This is a genomic window from Shewanella sp. 5_MG-2023 (genome assembly GCF_030547465.1).
Lineage (GTDB): Bacteria > Pseudomonadota > Gammaproteobacteria > Enterobacterales > Shewanellaceae > Shewanella.
The window spans coordinates 125,373-146,415 of sequence record NZ_JAUORC010000006.1; the positions used below are offsets into that span (position 1 = coordinate 125,373).

A 21,043-nucleotide genomic window follows, 5' to 3' on the forward strand; every position below is an offset into this window, starting at 1 on the left:
ATTACATAAATCACATCAACATCATGGATAGATTGGGAAGCCTCACTATGAAAATCAAAATGAAATTAAACACTTTAATCCCGACATTGATGGCAGTTGTTTTGCTATCGCTTGGGATGTCTCACTCGGCTTATGCGTCGAAGTGGGATGCAAAAATGACACCTGACGAAGTTGAAGCCGTACTTGATAAAAAGTTCGAAGAAGGTAGTTATTCACCTAAAGGCGCTGACTCATGCTTAATGTGTCATAAGCGTTCAGAAAAAGTAATGGATATCTTTAAAGGTGTTCATGGCGCAATTGACTCATCAAAAAGCCCAATGGCTGGCCTTCAATGTGAAGCGTGTCATGGCCCAATGGGTAAGCATAACCGTGGTGGTAATGAGCCAATGATTGCTTTTGGCCCTAACTCAACCTTAGCACCTGAAAAGCAAAACAGTGTTTGTATGGGCTGTCACTTAGACGACAAGCGTATGTCTTGGAACACTAGCCATCATGATAATGCTGATGTTGCTTGTGCATCTTGTCATAATGTTCATACTGCAAATGACCCTATTTTGTCTAAAAAGACTGAAATGGAAGTCTGTACTAGTTGTCATGTTAAAGTTAAAACCGACATGAACAAACGCTCAAGTCATCCAATGAAGTTTGACCAAATGACCTGTAGTGATTGTCACAACCCACATGGCAGCATGGCTGATTCAGATCTTGTTAAACCAAGTGTCAATGAAACATGTTACTCATGTCATGCTGAAAAACGTGGTCCAAAACTTTGGGAACACGCACCAGTGACAGAAAACTGTGTAAGTTGTCATAACCCACATGGTTCAGTTAACGAAGGAATGCTAAAAACTCGTGCTCCTCAGCTATGTCAGCAATGTCATGCCAGCGATGGTCATGCTAGCAATGCTTACTTAGGCAACACAGGAATGGGTTCTAATGTTGGTGATAATGCCTTTACTGGTGGCCGCAGTTGTTTAAATTGTCATAGCCAAGTACATGGTTCAAACCACCCTTCTGGCAAATTACTTCAGCGTTAAGGATGTACGACTATGAAATTTAAACTGAACTTAATCACCTTAGCGCTAGTAGCCAATGCAGGCTTTGCAATGGCCGCTGATGGTTACGGTGTCGGTAATGCCAACACAGACAAAGTCAAATATGACAAGTGGGTTTGTAAAGGTTGTGCTGTAGAAACTGGCGTAACCGGTAATGTGGGTGTAGGCGTTGCGTATAACAGCGAAGATGATATTCACTCTGCCAATGCATTTGGCAGCAGCAACGAGTTTGCTCCCAAAGTTGATGCTGATATTAACTATATTGGTAAATCGGGCTACCGCGCTAAAGTTGAAGCCACCGATTTAGGGTTAGACAATGGCCGTTTAGATGTGAATGTTGGCAAATTAGGCCAATATAACTTCAACCTTAATTATCGCTCAATTGCTACTTATAGCTCTAATACCGTGATGTCTCCATACAGTGGTATTGGTGGTAACGATTTAACCTTGCCTGACGGCTGGGTGACAGCAGGTACGACTGACGGTATGACTGAGCTTGGTAACAGCTTAAACCCGTTTGAATTATCACTTAAACGTGAACGTGCAGGTTTAGGGTTTGAATATCAAACTGAGTCACTATTCACTACTTATGTGAATTATCAACGTGAAGAAAAAACCGGCACCAAAACGGCATCGGGTAGCTTTTTCAATCAATCTATGATGATTGCAGAGCCTGTTGATTACACCACTGATACCATCAATGCGGGTATTAAATTTAGAGGCGCTAACTGGTTCACTAGCCTTAACTATGACGGTTCTATCTTTAAAAATGATAATGCCCAGTTAAGCTATGACAATGCCTTTAACCCAACGTTTGGTGCTCAAACCCGTGGTTATATGTCATTAGACCCTGACAACGAATCACATATTGTGTCGTTATTAGGTCAATACAATGAAAATGGCGCAGCGCTTAGTGGCCGTTTGATGTTTGGTCAAATGACTCAAGATCAAGATTTAGTCACCTCAGGCTATGGTTACAGCGTACCAACGGAATCAATTGATGCCAAAGTTGATATCACCGGCTTAACGTTAAAAGCAGCTAAGCGTATCAACCGTGAAGTTCGTGTTACTGGTAGCTACGACTACTCAGATCGCGACAACAACACCAACATCGAAGAGTGGACTCAAATCAGCATCAATGATGTCAACGGTCAAGTGGCTTATAACACGCCATACGATCAAACGACTCATCGCGCTAAGATTGCTGCAGATTACCGCATTACTCGCGGAATGAAGCTTGATGCCGGTGTTGATTATAACCGTGATGAGCGTAGTTATTCAGAGCGTGAAGTCACTGAAGAAAGCACAGTTTGGGCCCGTTACCGTTTAAACAGTTTTGATAAATGGGACATGTGGATTAAAGGTAGCTTTGGCAGCCGTGATGGTTCTGATTACCAAGCGTCTGAGTGGACCTCTTCAGAAAATAACGACTTATTACGTAAGTACTACATTGCTGATCGTGACCGTAGTATGGTTGAAGCGCGAGTGAGCTATAGCCCTCTCGAAGCATTAGCCATCGATTTTGGCGCGCGTTACGCACTTGATGATTATACAGACACTGAAATTGGCCTAACTGAGTCGAAAGACACTAGTTACGATATCAATTTCAACTACATGTTTAATAAAGATGTGATCCTAAATGCATTTTATAATTATCAAATCATTGAGTCACAACAAGCGGGTAGTAGCACATTCTCAGGTCCAACTTGGGAAGCGGATATCGAAGATACTATCGATGTTGTCGGTGCAAATTTAAGTTACAACAACTTAATGGATAGCCGTTTACGTTTAGGTTTAGATTACACCTATTCAGAATCTGACAGTACGACTCAAGTTCGCCAAAATGTTACTGGCAACTACGGTGACTACTTTGCTAAAGTGCACAATGTCAATTTATATGGTCAATACCAAGCCACTGACAAAATGGCTGTCCGTTTAGACTACAAAATTGAAAAGTACTTAGATAATGATGCAGCCAATGATATCCAACCAGATACCATTTGGAATGTAATGAGTTTTGGCAGTAATAGCCATGACTACACAGCACATATGATTATGTTAAGTGTAAATTACAAATTATAAAACTAAGTAAAAAATACCAGCCTGCTATCGCAATATAGCAGGCTTTTTTTTGCCAGAAATTTAACGTTTTGTGCAGTAGCTATCAATAAACTACAAATAACCTGCAATTACTAAATTAACAAAAGCTATTACACTAATAGTCGATTAAAATTTACTGCTAGTGCCACTATCTTTGATTTTACACAGTAGAAATAGCCAAATTATTATGCAAAAAACATCAATTGTTCTGCTTAGCTCAATGGTTGCATTTCCGGCATTTGCCGCCAGTTCAACCGTTATGACCAATAACAGCATTCTTATCTTCATTGCTTTAATGGCCTTTACTTGCGTTAATGCTATCGCGCAAGCTAGCTGCTATTTTGCAGGCTTATACGTGCAAAAAAGTGTTAGCCAAAAGCATGTCACACTGAGCTTAGTGTTTCCGCTTATTGCGTTAATTGGCTTTATTGCCGAGTATCAATCCTTGGCACAATTTATTCTATATTTGGGCGCTGTGTTATTGGGCTTTGGTGCGGCGTTAGTGCCACTGTTGTTAACCAATAAAAAAGTACCATGCATGCAATCAGCGTTAATACTACTAACAGGGGCGATTATTATTTTGCCTTTGAGTATTATTATTGCGCCAATTAGCTTATTTTCTATTGTGTTGTGTCATTTAGCCCTAAAACAAACAGCCGTAGCACCTATTGCGAAGCTATCTATCATTTTGACGCTATTAACCAGTTACGGTTTATTCGCCTATTGGTTATTTCAAATATTTAACAAAATCACCCTAGCCTAACCTTCACCTACGCTTTGGTGGTTTTCAGCTGAATTACCTATTTATGGGCATTCATTATTCGATGAATGCCCATTTTCATTTTTACTCCTCCCCCAAATTCAGCCCCTATCAAACCCAGCTTTATGGCTGATAACCACTTATTCAAAAGCAATAATAAAATTTTTCAATATCGGCTTCGTTTTAAGCATTTATCAAACATGCATTTACTGCTAATTTATTCATAAGCTCACACAAACACTTCAATCAGTAAGTTACTACAGGGAAAGGATACTTATGAAAATTGTTATTGCGCCAGACTCCTTCAAAGAAAGCCTCAGCGCCTTAGGTGTTGCCAATGCAATTGAAGTCGGTTTTAAGCGAGTATTTCCTGATGCTCAGTATTGTAAAGTGCCCATGGCAGATGGTGGCGAAGGTACGGTGCAGGCTATGGTTGATGCTAGCCAAGGGGAAATTATCAGCTTGCAAGTCACAGGACCACAAGGCACTCCTGTAAACGCTCATTACGGCATCATTAATCAAGATGACCAAACTGCAACGGCTGTGATTGAGATGGCCGCAGCATCTGGCCTAGATTACGTGGAACGTGCTAACCGTAACCCTATGCTTATGACCAGTTACGGCACAGGGGAGCTAATAAAAGATGCCTTAGATCGCGGTATAAAACATATTATTTTAGGTTTAGGCGGCAGTGCGACTAACGATGCGGGTGCAGGTATGGCGCAGGCATTAGGTTTTAAATTGCTTACAGCACAAAATAACCCTATCAGTTATGGCGCCTTGGGGTTAACCGAACTTGCATCAATTGATAATGCATCGGCCCACCCGTTACTGGCGCGATGTAAAATTGAGGTGGCCTGTGATGTAGATAATCCGCTATGCGGCCCTAATGGCGCATCCGCTGTTTTTGGTCCTCAAAAAGGCGCTGATGAGCAGATGGTTACAGAACTTGATGCTGCATTAGCTCACTTTGCCAAGGTGGTTTGTGCAACTCATTCACTTACAACAACAACTGAGCTCGCTGAGTTTCCTGGCGCAGGCGCGGCCGGCGGTATGGGCTATGGGGTGATGACACTACTCAATGCCAAGCTAAAGCCGGGGGTCGATATCGTCATTGACACGGTGAAGCTTGCAGATGCTATCGCTGACGCCGATCTCGTCATCACAGGTGAAGGACGCATGGACAGCCAGACATTAGGCGGTAAAACCCCAATGGGTGTGCTGCAACAAGGTATACATCAAGACGTACCTGTCATTGGCATTGCTGGCTGCTTTGGTGATGGCGCCGAGCTAATTTTAGCTCAAGGCATGACAGCGATATTTCCTATTATTCCGTCATTAGCACCACTGGATGATATTCTGGCTAACGCCCATGACAACCTGGCGAATACTGCGCAGAATATCGCCGCAATTTATCAGTTGTCGCTGAGTAAATAGTCAGTTTGAGTTAAAAACTTGCTGCGAAATAATCCTTGCAGTAAAGTTAGCCCTCATAATGGCCATGAAAGCGCTTATATCAATATATTTAGCACATTATTGGCCCAAGAATAAAAATGATGGCACCAGTTAATGACCAAACACGACCGCATAGCACAAGCATCAGAGGCAAGTCTTCTGCGTATTTTTACCGTACCTGAAGATGCTGACTCAACCTTAAGCATTATCGAGCAGAAACTTTCTGAAGACTTAGCGGGCTTTTTAGGTAAGAGTATTGCTGCATTAGAAAAGCCATTATCACTTATTGAAACTGACTTTAAAGCGTTTCAAATTCCTGATTCGCCTCGTTTTGTATCTGATTATACTGACGAAATAATGCAAAATCTGGTAGCACACTCGGTGCATACCTCGGCGCCGAGCTTCATCGGTCATATGACATCAGCGCTGCCCTACTTTGTTTTACCCTTATCTAAAATGATGGTGGGCTTGAATCAGAACTTAGTCAAAATCGAAACATCTAAAGCATTCACTCCATTAGAGCGCCAAGTGCTGGGGATGATGCACCACTTAATTTACAGCCAAGACACTGACTTTTATGAGCAATGGATGCACAGCGCTAACTACTCCCTTGGCGCATTTTGCTCTGGTGGCACGGTGGCCAATATCACCGCATTATGGATAGCACGAAACCAGTTACTAAAAGCTGATGGTAATTTTAAAGGCATTAACCGTGAAGGATTACCTAAAGCACTGAAACACTATGGATATGACGATTTAGCCATCTTAGTGTCTGAGCGCGGCCATTACTCAATTGGTAAAACCGCTGACTTACTGGGTATTGGTCGAGACAACATCATCAGTATCCCCACTACTGCGGACAATAAAGTCGATGTAGCGGCCATGCGTCAAACCGCATTAAAGCTCGCCGATGACAATATTAAGGTAATGGCCATTGTCGGTGTTGCTGGCACCACCGAAACCGGTAATATCGACCCACTAGTTGAACTGTCAAAACTCGCCACTGAACTCCAATGCCACTTTCATGTTGATGCAGCTTGGGGCGGGGCCAGTTTACTGTCGAACAAATACCGCTATTTACTCGATGGCATTGAATTAGCCGACTCGGTCACTATTGATGCCCATAAACAAATGTACGTGCCTATGGGTGCGGGCATGGTGTTATTTAAAGACCCAGAGCTTGCACATGCCATTGCTCATCATGCCGAGTATATTTTGCGAGTAGGCTCTAAAGATTTAGGTAGTCAAACCCTCGAAGGCTCACGACCTGGCATGGCAATGCTAGTGCATGCTTGTTTACAGATCATCGGTGGTGACGGTTATGAGATTTTAATCAACAACGGTCTAGAAATGGCCCGTTATTTTGCCTCACACATTGCTGCAGATGAAAATTTTGAGCTCATCACAGAGCCTGAATTATGTATTTTAACCTACCGTTACGTGCCTAAGACTGTTCAACTAACAATTGATAAAGCATTAGCTAATGATGATATAAATACTGTAGAGCGCTGTAATTACCTGCTTGACCGCTTAACCCGCTTTATTCAAAAGCACCAACGTGAACAAGGTAAATCATTTGTCTCACGTACGAGAATAAAACCGGCTAAATACCACCGTAAAATCGTCACCGTATTTAGGGTCGTATTAGCGAATCCGCTTACTACCCATGAAATTTTACATGATGTATTAACCGAACAAGCCAAAATTGCCAAACTGGATAATGAATTTTTACCGCAGTTATTATCAATAGCTAAAGCTTATTGATTAATCTAGTTTAACTCTTCGACACTCAAAAATAAGCCCACTGTAAAGTGGGCATATTTATACAAGTTATTTATTCTCCAAAACACTTAACTGCTTGCACTACAGCCGTAGTGGCGCTGAATACCAATTCGGGTCATAGCGGTCACATCTAACTCAATATACCTTCTAGGTTTTATCCACTAATAGACTCTTGTGGTGTAATGGCTATCAAAATTAACATAAACAACTTCCACATTATCAAACTATCACCTCGCTGAGTACATCTTGCGCTCATGATTGACAGCTTCGGGCACCAAGCAACATTAAACTTAATGATAAAACAATCAGCTAACGTTTAATCACTAAAAATAACCGACTGCTCATGCTCATCCGCCGTCACTGAGTATGCACTCATAGACAGAAGCAAAAGCATCATTATTTTTAAGCTGCGAACCAACAAGATTAATATCCTTACTAATAAAGTGTGATTTATTGTAACGCTAAATGAACAGTTACACATTCACTATCAATTAAGACACGATAATTTCTCAAAACATTATTCAATAATAAGCAATAAAATCATAATGATACACTAGCATTGACAATTATTTAACTTGATAAGGTTTTTAAGAGTAGAAATTAACAACCTATCTATATCAGGTCATCATTTTTCAAAATATGGCAGAAATAGACCATGTGTGCTAATTTAAATGGTAGATTCGGAGTTAGATATGATCCTCTAATACACCACGGTGATTAAAAGGAAATGATTCATTATGTTTAAACAAACTCTATTTTTAGTCATGAAGTTGTCTATTCAGAGTCGAGCTATTTCTGATTTTCTAAAAACAAATTTAGGTTGTGAGACCCTATTCATTAGCAGTGAAAGAGAGCTATCTCACCTCGAAAACACATCAAATCCATTATTACTTGTTGATGTCGCTGACTTACCGAATATTGATGAAAGTTGTTGGGATAGTTTATTTAATGAAGATATTAACCAAGTGCATACCGTTTTACTGAATACTGCTCAAAACTTCAAAAAGCGAGATTTACTCGATTGGCCAAATTGTTGCGGTGTTTTCCCCAAATCATGCTCACTGGATTTATTGGAGCGTGGAATGCGAAAAATTCTCGCGGGTGAATGTTGGTTGCCAAGAACAATGATGAGCGAGTTACTGCAACACTACCGAAAGGATGAAACCCCTTCAGAACAACAAGCCGTCTCTCTCACTCGTCGTGAGCGTGATGTACTGAAATTACTCACCCCCTGCAACTCCAACATTGATATTGCTAATGCACTATTTGTGAGTGAGCACACGGTTAAATCTCACCTTTATAAGATATTCAAGAAAACTGAGGTTAAAAACCGTATCCAAGCGGTGAATTGGGCAAAGGTTCATATACATACAATATAAAAAATCCTCAAATGAAATAAAATTGTAGAAAGTAAGTTAAGCGTTAATTGTTTCAATTGAGTCATCTTCTTTTCTATTGCTTAAACCTGTATTAGCTGCTGATTAAACAGATTTTAAAAATAGTGACTTACTGATCTCCCCCGAAGAGCGATGTTATTTAATAAGCAGCTTTAGATTAAAAACCTCCAAGGCCTAATGCACTGATATCGATATGAATCTCATCTTCATACACACCACCAGGCCTATTTTCTGTTTCACCTATTTGAATCGTCATAGGAATTCTTTGACCGTTAGGGTTTTGCGGTGCATTAACAATTAGCTGATTACCTGCTTCCGAAAAATCAATCACACTGCCAGCAACACTGAATTCGTAGTCAACATCCCAGCGTTCATGCTTACTTTGGTGTCTTAACTTACCTTGATTATCTGAACGGAAACTAATTTCATAGCCTGTAGTACTACGAATATACAAGTTAGGATCGATGTTTACCTTTTTACCTGTTGTTAATCGCCCAAGGTCTAATGGATAAAGCCTTTGAGATAAGCCGTAAAAGCTAATGCTCGCAACAGGTGGAATACGAGATGAAATTAATTGGTTACGTTCATCTAGAACTATCGATGATTGTTCTGGGCTTGGGATGAGTTGAACGATTAATTGATTTGAATAATCCCCAGCAGCTCCAAATTGTTGTGACGGGAATCGTAATTGAAAACGAAAAGTAGATTGGTTCGGTGATACCTCTGCAAACCAGTGTCTATTTTGAATAAAACTGCCGGAAGTTTGAAGGTATGGCGTAAAAGATAATAAATTGCCACCTTGACCTGTAAGTTCATACCCTTGCTGGACAGTTGAAATCATTAAACTCAAGGAGCAATCTTCATTGAGGTCACTAAAATTTACTTTCACCTCATAAGACTGCACTAAACCAAAAGTACTTGTCGCAAACACATCATATTGATTTTGAACTCCTGAACTCATTAAATTGACACTTTGCACTCGAGCGTCACAAGCAGCAAAAGCGCTAATAGTAAATAAACTAGAACCGATAATTATAGCGATCAGACAGAAAACCTTCTTAAGTTTTGTCTTAATCAACTTGATAGAGTTAGTCTGAGTCATATGTCCTCCTAGGAGATGAGTGTGTTATACATCTCGTGTTAATCAACATAAATCTTACCTAAGCGAAGTAATGCACCACTTTCATCGCTAATAATAAGCTCGTATGTACCTACTGATTCGCTATTTAGCTTGAGTAAATAGGTGCCAGGTTTTAGGCCGCTAATCGCAAATCGTCCGCTGCGATTAGTAAAAAAGTCTAATGCTTCAAAGTTTCTATCTGTTTGAGATATCGCTTTACCCGCTAATAAACTAACAGGTTCACCCGTTTTGTTATCAAAAATTGACCCCATAGCCGTGATAATTGCATCAGAGCCCACTTGAAGTGAGTAACCTTGTCTATATCCAGGATTGAGCGCGAACACCCCTTCACCTAAATCGTAACCAGGAGGTAAATCTGTTACATCATAGGAAATTAATTGCTCATTATATGCGACAAGATCTGGAACGACCATTGCACCTACACCGTCACTATGCACTCTCGCCCCTTCATCTGACATATCCACATCAATACGATTATTTGCTAAGTTAGCGTGCGGTTGAATAATGGCAAAACTATCTCCGACAGGTCTACCTAAAGCAAATTGAGAACCCGAAAACACTAATGCTGATGAAAGTTCTGCTCGGCTAAAATGACTACTTTGCTTATTCGTAAAGTCGGTAAACCGGCTAGTATGTTGAAGGTTGGCTTGATACCGATTAGCAGAGTAATCAATACCCGCTTCTAGGTTAGCATCTGTATCACTGGTTCGCTGTGCACCGATAAACATATTGACCCCACCTGTTTTTCCGATGCCGTTAAGATAACTATATTCCGTTTTTAAATCTTCTAAGTCACTGCTATAACTACTCACCACGCGAGATGAACCAAACGGCCAACTTAGAGTAAGTAATGCATTAAATTCGTTACTTTCATCCTGATTATCTTTGTGTGTTAACCGAACACTCCAAGTGGCTGGGGTATCAAATAGATCACCAGAAAGTGCTGGGCTAATAGTCCAATAATCACCTTCCTTTTGATATACATCAATATAGTTAAGGGTTAGGCTAACTCGCAAAGCCTGAGTGATTGATCGGCTATAACGGCTGGTGAAAAAATGTTTGTTAATATTTAAAGAAGAAAGTAAATCTATAGGGTTAAAAACCGAATCATCAGATCTTTGAAACAAATCATCGACTCGAGTAAATGACTGAGAAAAATATTCATAAAAAAAACTGAGTTGAGAATTATCAGGGCCATCTTCGAAACTGACATCAAGCCCTAAACTGGCAGCCGCTCCTTCGCCAACTAAATCTTGGTTACTATAAGCAAGGTTTAAATCAAACACACCTAATCCTGTAGCAAACAAACTCCGTTGCCCCAGTTGGTAGATTTTAGGTGCCGCCTGCATGTTTACGCCTAATGTTAGTGATGGCGTGAGACCGTACTCCAACATACCATCGACAACAAATGCATCGCGATCGTATTTAAGCTTGTCTTCAACTAAATCACTCGTCACTCCTGAACTAAATGCATATTCAAATTCTCCAGGTTTTAGCAGATCCATACCCGTGGCAATACTAAAATTTATTCGTTCTTGACGTCCATTACGATCGGTTATCAATAACTCAACATCACTAACGCCTTCGGCTAAAGGAATATCCTCAAGATTATAAGAACCCGCACCAAGGCTGAGCCTTTTTACTACCACCCCATCGATTAAAACATCAACTTCAGAAGTTCGTTCTAAAGTGAATTGACGTGCAGCCGTTGGCCTAACATTTCTGGTTGGAATAAGTGAAAAGTCACGAGAAATCCCTAACCCAAGAAAATCAATACCAGACTGAAAACCACTGGGGCGACTATAAAAATCCCCCAAAACCATACGAGTACCCTGGCTAGGAAAGTCAATATTAAGACGCGTACCTTGGCGAGAGTACTCTCCAGATTGACCATCTAAATGATTGTAAACCGCCTCATACTCCAAAACGGCATTTCGGTAATTAAGCCCAGTTTCAAGAAGGTGGTTATAATCGAGAAAATTTTGGCTATCATCACTAATATTCGAAGTATTGGTAGCAGACAAGTGGAGATTTACATAACCATTCAATGATGACGCTTCTATATATCGACGGGTATTTTTGCTGGGAGCAAACGATAGGCCGCTAATTTTAAGCGCCTCAATCGGTGCTTGCATTATTAGCTCAAAAGTTGACATGTCGAATGTCAAACTAAGCCCAGCCTTAGAAAAATCAGCTTGGTTTAATACATCATCATGCTGAAATGTCGATAATAGCTCAAGCGTTTCCGGTACAAGGGTGTCAGCCAATAACGCCAAAGTGGATGTGGCTGGCAGTTCAATTTTTTGATCTGCTGTTATAGTTAATTCAACATCACCAATTGGACTGTCTTGTAATCGAAATAAACTTTGTAGATTAATATCCCGTCCAGTGGTGTTTAATATTACGTCCTCAGCCATGAGTGAAAAAGAGAGTAATAAGCACATTAGGAGCAATCGTTGAATTAATTTGCTCATAAAATTTACCGCACCACAGGGGTAATGGTTAAACTAAATCCTTCAGACAATACGCGACCAAGATTAATGGACACCTCACGTTTTGAATGTGGAGGAAAAAAGGTGTTAATTTGATCTGTTACAAGCGCCTCCTCTTCGATAGTAAATGTATTACCGTCGGCTTCTGTTATATTCAAATAATAATCATTAAGCGTAGCGTATTTATTACCTATATTATCAACCGTAAACTTTAACAATGACGAGGTATTTTGTTGTTTCTTTTGTAATGAATAATCAGTATCTATATTAATAATCTGATGTTGAATAGAGGATGTATTAATCACCAACTGAGGTTGCTGCTTGCTGGACGATACGTGAACTGCCGCATTAAAATGTACAAATATTTTAACCCCACTTTTACTTGCACTATCATCGACTAATTGAGGCTGGCTAAAACGAATAAAATAACTTTGGGAATTGGCTAAGGTATCTTGCCCCAGCCATTGAACACGAACGGAGTGAACGGCACCTGGAGCTAAAACGGTTGCTGGAGGAAATACTAATAAATCGGTGGAAGTTTCTGATATAACCTTATAGCTCGCACCACTTGCTAGGGGGTTAAACTCAATTTCATTAACATCAATTTCTACAGGTAAAGTTAAATTAGAATTATTTGTAATTAAAAATTGCTGATAATTAGGACGACTATCAATAGAGAGTGCGGTAACCATAGGTGAGATCTCTATTCCATACACTGGTTTTCCTAAGAACAGAGACATTAAAGAAATACCGCACCATCCAAGCACTGTTTGTAAGTTTATCGAGTTGATGTACATAAGCCTCCTTTTTATCTCAAAGGTTCGTTATCTAAAAGAAACTACAAATTTGACACAGCAGGTGCCTGATAAAAAGTCTAACTCACTATTTCATAATTTCAATTTTAATCTCAATTTTATCCATACTGAATGATTCAATAGGCTTCATCGTTAACGTTCGAGAAGAGTTGGGTAAAAATAAATTGCCATTCAGCAATTCAGAAAGTTGTTCTTTATTTAACTGCAGTGAGTTTTCGCCATCAGTAACTTGCCATTGGGTATGGCTTAAACGTACATATCGATTACCAGAATTGTTAATCGTTATTTTCCACTCTCCATCTATTAATTTTAAATCTTCAACTAGCAAATTTGCTTTAGTATTGGTCGGCACTACGTTAATCAAGGTATTAAAATTAACCGCCATATTCACTTGTGAACTATCACCGTTTTCCATGGTAATCGGTATTTGACGAAAACCAACACTATAAGCTTTTGACTCAGCGATATCAGGTTCACCTAAATAGCGCACCATAACAGCTTGAGAATGGCCAGGTTTTAAAATAGCCGTCACAGGAATAATTAATAAATCATCTTCAGCTGGAATATATTCAATTTCACCAGAATTATTAATAACCAACTGCAGTGGTATCATCTCAACAGTGAGGGATTCACTGTCATTATTTTCTATACGCAGATTTAACTGTGCTTTTTTACCTACAGGTGACATTTCTGCCACCATAGGCTGCACTTTATAAGCAAAAGCATTCGGTAAACTAAAAACGGTTATAAGACTGACCATTGCCACTAGACATGATGTAGTCATATTTTTAATCATAAAACACTCCATATTAATATAATTAAACATGAGGGAGTTATGTCCCTCATGTTTGTGCTGACTACGCTAAATTAATTAGCCGCATTAATTTGAACGGTTAACGTATCAGAATAACCACCAGACCAGCTTGCACCACCCGGTGTGCTAAATGACAATGTTGCTGATGCGCCACCTAGCAAGCCTCCTGCAGAATAATCTTGATTAACATTTGCACCATTAGTGCCCATACCACCAGGCACATTAAACACTAGGTCAGAACTATAACCAACTATGGCTAAAGTAGCCGTATAAGGCATAGATTCATCTTCATCATCATCAGATTCTAGGCCACCTTCTGCACTAATCATTTCAATGTTTGCACCATCGACATCATTACATTCAACACCAAAAACAATATCAGAAGCGGTATTAGCGCCTTGTAAGTTACCAAAATCATTTAATTGAGTATTTAGACCTGTCACCTCACATACCGCAGGAACAAAACCAACTAATTGAACGTCACCAGCGTTAGCTGTACTGGCGAATAGTGCTGTTAAAGATGCAGCAATTAAAGTAATCTTTCTCATTGTAAAACTCCTTTTAAAATTTCAGATTGGTTTTTTACTATGCCGACCGATATTCACCTATCGGTCGGCAACTTTCTCCATCTGGAGAAAACTTCATTAAATACCCTGCATGGTAAAATTAGGATAAACCTCAACATGCAGAATATCGGTGTATTTCCCGGCATATACCAATGCTTCAGGAAGGCTAATCTCTAAACTACCCGACGTCGCAAATGGAATTTTTTCGCCAGCATTAAATCGTTGCTCTTGTTGAATATCAAAACTATTCGCACTCATATTAAATTGAATCGATTCAATTTTTAAATCAATATCATAGGCTGCGATAATTCTATTATCATCCTGAGTTTGATTTAATTTAAGCCCACCGTACTCAGAGCGAAGTGCGACCAACATCGTTTGGTTACAATCAATAGACAGCGTTGTACTGTGTATTAACTGTTGGCTAAAATCAAAAGGCGAACTACTTGGAATAGTAATCTCACATTTATCTTCAATAACACCTGAGAGTGCCAAAGTGAGTGATTCGTTGGCATGACTAACTGCAAGTCCGAAGCAACAATGTAATACGAAGAATGCCACAGTATTTTTCACTGCATAAAGCCCTTTTCCGTTAACACTCATATCAATGTCCCTATAGATTGCCCAAACACGCTTTGCCAAAACAGGTGTATATGAAATCAATACATTGATGATAGCAATAAAGTTAATTTACAAAATATGAATTTAAGAATGAGTTTGTTATTAATCATTCATACTTGCAGTGTGCTTAATTCATACTTTTAAGATATTACAATAAACACAATTAAATTAAATATATAAAGCAATGACTTATTGAAAGGCTCGAGTCTGACATAGTTAATTAAGTATGAGATAGGTATTTAAGTATGACTCAGATATGACCTTTTTAACAAAACTGATAAACGAAAGGCTCATCATTGCTGATGAGCCTTTCGTCTTAAAAATGGCGAAATTATGGTGATTAGAACGCTAGATTGAGATGCTACATTTTGACTTGATCAAGCTTAACTATTGGCTTCTATTCTAATGTACGTTTTAAAAAAACGTGACTGCTGTAGTTCATTAGCTTTCACCACTAAAAAACTGCAACACAGCAGCTGGGATGATTTTAAACCCAACATTGAGGTGCTTTAAACCTGTTGTTCACATCAGTAAATTCTAGAAAGCAAAAAGCCCGCTACTTTTCAGTAACGGGCTTTTCTAAATATGGCGGAGAGATAGCCTACTTCTGAAATAGGAACCCTACATTGTGGTGCTATAAACCTGTTGTTCACATCAGTAAATTCTAGAAAGCAAAAAGCCCGTTACTTTCGTAACGGGCTTTTCTAAATATGGCGGAGAGATAGCGTATTGCTGAAATAGGAACCCTTGGGTTCAAACTCCCCTTATACGAAAAAAGGCTCATCATTTCTGATGAGCCTTTCGTCTTGAATATGGCGGAGAGATAGGGATTTGAACCCAAGGCTTCCGTATTAAATTCAAAATTAGTCGCTTAGTTTCAATTACTTGAAATTAAATAGTGTAAATAGAAGCTGCAATTGCTAACTAAGATTGACTATATTTCTGAATGGCAAAAAAGTCAACTTTCTTAATGATTAAACATGGTAATTCCATGCATAGAATTCTTAAAATTAGCTAAGCCACTAATTCATTTATGGACAATTCCGAGTTACGATGAACAAATGAAGCTAAACGTTCTGATAACTTATTCTATGCCAAACACACCTTTTGACTACAAAGTAGTGGCCAATTTTACTAAACCACTACAGTTCCCGTTAGTCATGCCTTAAGTACACAACTGGCAATGGAGTAGTAAAATGTTGCGTCTTCAATACTGACTAACGTGCTTCATGGTCTGCCAATAGCAAGCTCAATCAAGCAGTGACGAAATAGCACATTAATAACTCACCAGGGTTGTTGTAAACGATGAAGTAATGGCTCAGTCCAACCAATGTAAGCCAGAAAAGGCCAAGGATGAACTTAATCCGAATGGGTGTTTCACAATTAAGCGGCGCAGTTAGACTGTTAAGCCCGTATATCTGGCAGAACAACCGCTTTAAGCGGTACATCAGTGACATCAATAGCAACAGCAAGTGTGAATAGTTTAGCAGAAAACCAAGGTCAAAAGCCTTCGGTAGGCAGACTATTGTCTTGACTCACCGGGAGTGTCCATATATGGCTATGTTATTTTGCCAAAATAGCCACCAGAAATGGGTGGCTATGTTATTTTATGTTATTTTTGTAATAAGAGCTGCCAGTAACTCATCTAATACTTAGAGCTACTCAGCCATAAATCTTGTGATAACCATCCTGACATCGTATTTATATTTAAAAATGATGTACAACGCTAACTTTAAAATACGCTATTATAAATACGCCCAATGATAATAGGATTGCTGTGGAAGGGCTTTACCAAATGTATTAACTTACTTTTGAAATAGTGAAAAATAATTTTTACAGGAAATAACTAATGTGGAACTGTCGTAGGAACAAAGCCGACACAAGTAAAAAAAGATTTAAACCGTTAAGAAAGTTTTTACTGGTAGCTTTAGGTTTTATTTTTATTCGCACAATGTTTTTAAATTATAATCATGTACCAACTCAATCTATGAATCCTAATTTGCATGAAGGAGATGTTATTTTAGTTAACAAGGTTGCTTACAACTTTAAGCTTCCATTTGCTGAAACTGGGCTTTTAAATTTTGGTTCTCCAGAGCGAGGGGATATTGTTACATTTGATTATAATGGTGTTAACTATGTCAAGAGGATTATGGCTGTCGGTGGTGACACATTTAAAATGACAGATAATAGATTTTATATCAATGATAAAAAATTACCGTTAAACCACACCAGAAATGAATCTGTTGACCTTAATGAGTTTAAGACTCAAGAAGAGTATACATATAAAGCCTATAGAGAAGAAAACTTCTCAGGGCTACAGTATGATGTTATTTATGCAGAAGGCTTTAAGGAAGATTATATTAAAAAAATGATTGTAAGTAGCGAGGTTTATGTTGTTCCTGAAGATACGTATTTTATGATAGGCGACAATAGAAACATGAGTGGTGATAGTCGGTATATTGGAGCCATTCATATGGATAAAATCACAGGCAAAGTTGTTAAAATAGCATTTAACAATCAACAGATTTTTACTGATGTAAAGATGCGGTTTTGGGAAGACACTGAGTAGGTTGATTTTCGCAGATTTGGAAAGCAGAATGCCTGGTAATCTTATGCTATACCCACTGTTCTAGGGGGAACCTATCCCCTCCAACCATTTTTTCAACGGTATCGGTTCCCGTTAGTCATGCCTTAAGTACACAACTGCCAATGGAGTAGTAAAATGTTGCGTCTTCAATACTGACAAACGTGCTTCATGGTCTGCCAATAGCAACCTCAATCAAGCAGTGACGAAATAGCACATTAATAACTCACCAGGGTTGTTGTAAACGATGAAGTAATGGCTCAGTCCAATCAATGTAAGCCAGAAAAGGCCAAGGATGAACTTAAACCGAATGGGTGTTTCACCATTAAGCGGCGCAGTTAGACTGTTAAGCCCGTATATCTGGCAGAACAACCGCTTTAAGCGGTACATGAGTGACATCAATAACAACAGCAAGTGTGAATAGTTTAGCAGAAAACCAAGGTCAAAAGCCTTCGGTAGGCAGGCTATTGTCTTGACTCACCGGGAGCGTCCATCATATATAACTATGTTATTTTTAGGCATAAAAGGTACTTGTACTGCACTTATGTTGACGACAAAAAGCTGTGTTCGTCAAGCCACTAGCGAATTGCTGTTTTATCAAAGCAGTCCAATCTTCATGAGAACGTCTAGCCATATTAACTCCTGATGTATAGTCAGGAGTTAAAATAAGGGATCAGTGAAAGCAGTTGAAGATGTACTTATCCGGACGGTTACTAGCTTGCGATAAAAGAAGCCAGTAAAAAATGGACGATGCCCATTCGAAACTGGCGTTCAGCCATGAACCGATTTATTATTGAGTTCGAAGATAGGCTTGAAAAGCATATTAACTAAACTGCAGTTACACAGAATCTGTTACAACCTCGTAATAAAAACAAATAATGTATCAGTCTACATTAGCTTTCATTTTGCTTTGCTCTCGGTTTTCTTATTGGAGGTACCTAGTTGTTATACATATCTTTCCCCGAGCCTTCAGAAGAACGATTATGCTTTGTCTTATCTGTAGAAACATGCGTATCAGATATCTTTTCACCTCCTGAGTTACCGTGATTCTTTCCAGGAATTTGTAGCAGATGATATAAGTCATCGCTTGTACGCTTTAGAATTACTGATAACTCAACAAGAATTTTTGCAGCTTCACCTTGGTCTTGATCTTCTCCGTGAATAAAGAAAACAGAATCAGATATTTCCTTTGCAAGTTTTGTATCCATATTACTATCTGTCTTATCTACTCCTTTCTTGCCCAACTTATCCAAATAAGTGAAAAATAGGTCATCATCAATTTGTGACCCTAGCATTAATGCGATAAACAAGAACCCAGTGTTATTAGTCAGTGACTTTCCGACTTTGGTACCTGCTATCAAACTACCTAATAATAACCATGCAGCGTGTGAAGGTGTAAAGCCTTCTCCTGCCTCCTCGTTATCGTTGTTCTTAATTTCCAGCAATAATTTTGAAAGGTACTCTTTTCGGTCTAAAATTAATGTATGTGAGCGAATAAAGTGCAATCCATCGCCAAAATTATTTTGTGTATCCATATACTCTTTGAAAAAATCATAGCGTTCTGAATCTTTTATAATGATGTCATTAAGATTTTTGCAAATGTTTTTTCTTTTAGTCGAATCAGAAAGAAAATATTCGCCAATCATAGAGGTGGAAACTTTCTCACACTTAACTGGTGGGCAAGCAATGCTGACATAAGTTTTATCCATTGCAACTTCTTCAATTGATTTTATTAACTTTAGCAAATCTGACTCTAAACGATCATAAAACGCCACTAATAAGTCGTCAGCTTTATCAAATTTATATTCTTCGTGACCATTATATAACTTCAATTTTTCTTGGAATTTTTCTCTTTCTTTTTCACTTAATAATACTTTTTCATTTGACTGTAAAAAAGAAATAAAACTAGTACAGGTACGTTTTGCTTCTAGCACATTTATTGTCAACTCCGAGTTTAATGTAGAAACACGGTCGGCCTCTTTTTGATAGATCTCCTTAGTTTTTTTCCTACTATCTTCTTGTTGTAATGTGGTTGCAACTTTTGCAATTTTAATAGCGACCCAAGCCCCTGCAAACCCAATAGCAATGCTGCCTATTGCATCTATATAGGCTGATGCTTCCTGCTTAGTATCTTTTGGATTTGTTAATAATGATATTAATGATATTTCACCATTATGTATCCAAGCAAAAACAGCTACTAACGAAAAAATCAGAAATATCGTGATTATCAGTAACTCAAAAGCACTCTCATTATTTTTTATTAAAGACATAATGTTCTCCGGTTAATCCGTTAATCCGTTAATTCACTTTGCAACATCTTTTGAGTAATTGAAGCCACTTCTTTAGCTATTTCATCTAATTGCTTATCATTCAGCTTTTCCATATTGTCAGCATGAGCAGCAATTTTTTCAGTAAGCGCCTCTAAGACAATGTCCTTTTTGGCTTTTGGTACAAATAGATCTTGGGAAAAAGAGTCAACGCTTTTGCTATCATCCATGACACCATCAGTAAATTTTAAATGAAACTCATCTACAATCATTCTCAAAGCACGAACGCCACGTAACACTTGCTCTTTTGAAAAACTATTCTCACCATTTAAAAATTGACGAACTTCATACTGAATCTCGCCATCATTCTCGTCATAATACATGGTTGTAAATTTGCGCGTTGAGGTCATGTGTAAACTTAATAGTCCAAGCTTTGCTTGACGTAATATAACTTTCTTTTGATCTATTTCTTGTTTAAGATTATTAAGTAAGTTGTATAAAAATGGCGTGTAGAATGTTACTTCATTTCCGTCATGACTAATCACTAGAGCACAACCACCATCACCATCATCATCTTTATATTTATCAGTCTTAAAGCCAGTTTGCACTATTCTGCCAGGCTCAATCTCCTTGAAATTCCACTCCTGCTCCTTCAGTGTTGATTTAACAACCTCGATCACACTCTTGTCTTTAACATTGCTACTTTGATTTGGTGTACTCACGGCTAATGTTTTTTGAGGTTCGTCACTCTGCTCTAGTTTAAGTTTAACATCTTCAATAGCCACAACAACATCCTGCAAAATCTCGTCGCTTTTCTCCAAAACATTAACCATACTTTCTTCAATCTCAGTCTGATCAAGCAGCCAAGAAACATGTGCAAACTTGTCTATACCGATCGTAAAATCATCCTGTTTTAAAGGTAGAATTTTATTAAGTAGTGTCTTTAATTCATCATCAATTGCATAGACATCACCTTTGTCGTCACAGTATACAACCGTACACTCTAAGGCTTCATCTCTACCTAATATTATAAAATATTTGTGTCCTTGATATGAAAAATTTAAATGCCTCTCTTCACTCTCTTTAAACAAAGCCTCATTATCGGTATGTTTAAGCACAATGTTCTTTATATTACTTAAAATTTCATTCATGATTTTTCCTATTATAATTTTAGTTGACTTATGACTATGCCAC

15 protein-coding genes are annotated in these 21,043 nt (G+C 38.6%); 7 read left to right on the plus strand and 8 right to left on the minus strand.

What is annotated here, in order from left to right:
- The first annotated feature begins 47 nt into the window (after positions 1–47).
- From Q4557_RS05065 to Q4557_RS05090, 6 genes are all read left to right on the plus strand, one after another.
- Positions 48–1,037: a DmsE family decaheme c-type cytochrome gene (locus Q4557_RS05065; RefSeq protein WP_102476372.1), complete on the plus strand. Its 990-nt coding sequence runs from the start codon at positions 48–50 to the stop codon at positions 1,035–1,037.
- 12 nt (positions 1,038–1,049) lie between these two features.
- Positions 1,050–3,137: an MtrB/PioB family decaheme-associated outer membrane protein gene (locus tag Q4557_RS05070; protein WP_303411077.1), complete on the plus strand. Its 2,088-nt coding sequence runs from the start codon at positions 1,050–1,052 to the stop codon at positions 3,135–3,137.
- 205 nt (positions 3,138–3,342) lie between these two features.
- The gene (locus Q4557_RS05075) at positions 3,343–3,918 is read left to right on the plus strand and encodes a hypothetical protein (RefSeq protein ID WP_303411078.1); all 576 of its coding nucleotides are present in this window, start codon (positions 3,343–3,345) and stop codon (positions 3,916–3,918) included.
- A gap of 273 nt (positions 3,919–4,191) precedes the next feature.
- On the plus strand, positions 4,192–5,352 hold the full coding sequence (locus Q4557_RS05080; RefSeq protein ID WP_303411079.1) for a glycerate kinase: 1,161 nt from the start codon (positions 4,192–4,194) through the stop codon (positions 5,350–5,352).
- A gap of 132 nt (positions 5,353–5,484) precedes the next feature.
- Positions 5,485–7,134, plus strand: coding sequence for a pyridoxal-dependent aspartate 1-decarboxylase PanP (panP, locus tag Q4557_RS05085; protein ID WP_303411080.1), 1,650 nt, complete (start codon positions 5,485–5,487; stop codon positions 7,132–7,134).
- A gap of 755 nt (positions 7,135–7,889) precedes the next feature.
- The gene (locus tag Q4557_RS05090; protein ID WP_303411081.1) at positions 7,890–8,531 is read left to right on the plus strand and encodes a LuxR C-terminal-related transcriptional regulator; all 642 of its coding nucleotides are present in this window, start codon (positions 7,890–7,892) and stop codon (positions 8,529–8,531) included.
- 175 nt (positions 8,532–8,706) lie between these two features.
- Here Q4557_RS05090 and Q4557_RS05095 read toward each other — a convergent pair whose 3' ends face one another.
- From Q4557_RS05095 to Q4557_RS05120, 6 genes are all read right to left on the minus strand, one after another.
- Positions 8,707–9,651, minus strand: a complete 945-nt coding sequence (locus Q4557_RS05095) for a hypothetical protein (protein ID WP_102531425.1) — start codon at positions 9,649–9,651, stop codon at positions 8,707–8,709.
- A 38-nt stretch (positions 9,652–9,689) separates the two neighbouring features.
- On the minus strand, positions 9,690–12,164 hold the full coding sequence (locus tag Q4557_RS05100) for a fimbria/pilus outer membrane usher protein (RefSeq protein WP_303411082.1): 2,475 nt from the start codon (positions 12,162–12,164) through the stop codon (positions 9,690–9,692).
- A 5-nt stretch (positions 12,165–12,169) separates the two neighbouring features.
- Positions 12,170–12,979: a hypothetical protein gene (locus tag Q4557_RS05105; protein ID WP_303411083.1), complete on the minus strand. Its 810-nt coding sequence runs from the start codon at positions 12,977–12,979 to the stop codon at positions 12,170–12,172.
- A gap of 85 nt (positions 12,980–13,064) precedes the next feature.
- Positions 13,065–13,793 (minus strand): molecular chaperone, encoded by a 729-nt coding sequence (locus Q4557_RS05110; RefSeq protein WP_303411084.1) that lies wholly within the window; start codon positions 13,791–13,793, stop codon positions 13,065–13,067.
- Positions 13,794–13,864: 71 nt separating this feature from the next.
- Positions 13,865–14,359 (minus strand): hypothetical protein, encoded by a 495-nt coding sequence (locus tag Q4557_RS05115; RefSeq protein WP_303411085.1) that lies wholly within the window; start codon positions 14,357–14,359, stop codon positions 13,865–13,867.
- Positions 14,360–14,455: 96 nt separating this feature from the next.
- Positions 14,456–14,980, minus strand: a complete 525-nt coding sequence (locus tag Q4557_RS05120; RefSeq protein ID WP_102531430.1) for a hypothetical protein — start codon at positions 14,978–14,980, stop codon at positions 14,456–14,458.
- A gap of 1,867 nt (positions 14,981–16,847) precedes the next feature.
- Between Q4557_RS05120 and lepB the strand changes: the two genes are divergently transcribed.
- The gene (gene lepB, locus Q4557_RS05125; RefSeq protein WP_303411088.1) at positions 16,848–17,567 is read left to right on the plus strand and encodes a signal peptidase I; all 720 of its coding nucleotides are present in this window, start codon (positions 16,848–16,850) and stop codon (positions 17,565–17,567) included.
- 953 nt (positions 17,568–18,520) lie between these two features.
- Here the strand turns inward: lepB and Q4557_RS05130 are convergent.
- Positions 18,521–19,852 (minus strand): hypothetical protein, encoded by a 1,332-nt coding sequence (locus tag Q4557_RS05130; RefSeq protein ID WP_303411090.1) that lies wholly within the window; start codon positions 19,850–19,852, stop codon positions 18,521–18,523.
- Positions 19,853–19,872: 20 nt separating this feature from the next.
- Entirely contained in the window at positions 19,873–21,000 is a 1,128-nt protein-coding gene (locus Q4557_RS05135; RefSeq protein ID WP_303411092.1) for a hypothetical protein, read from the minus strand.
- Positions 21,001–21,043: the final 43 nt, after the last annotated feature.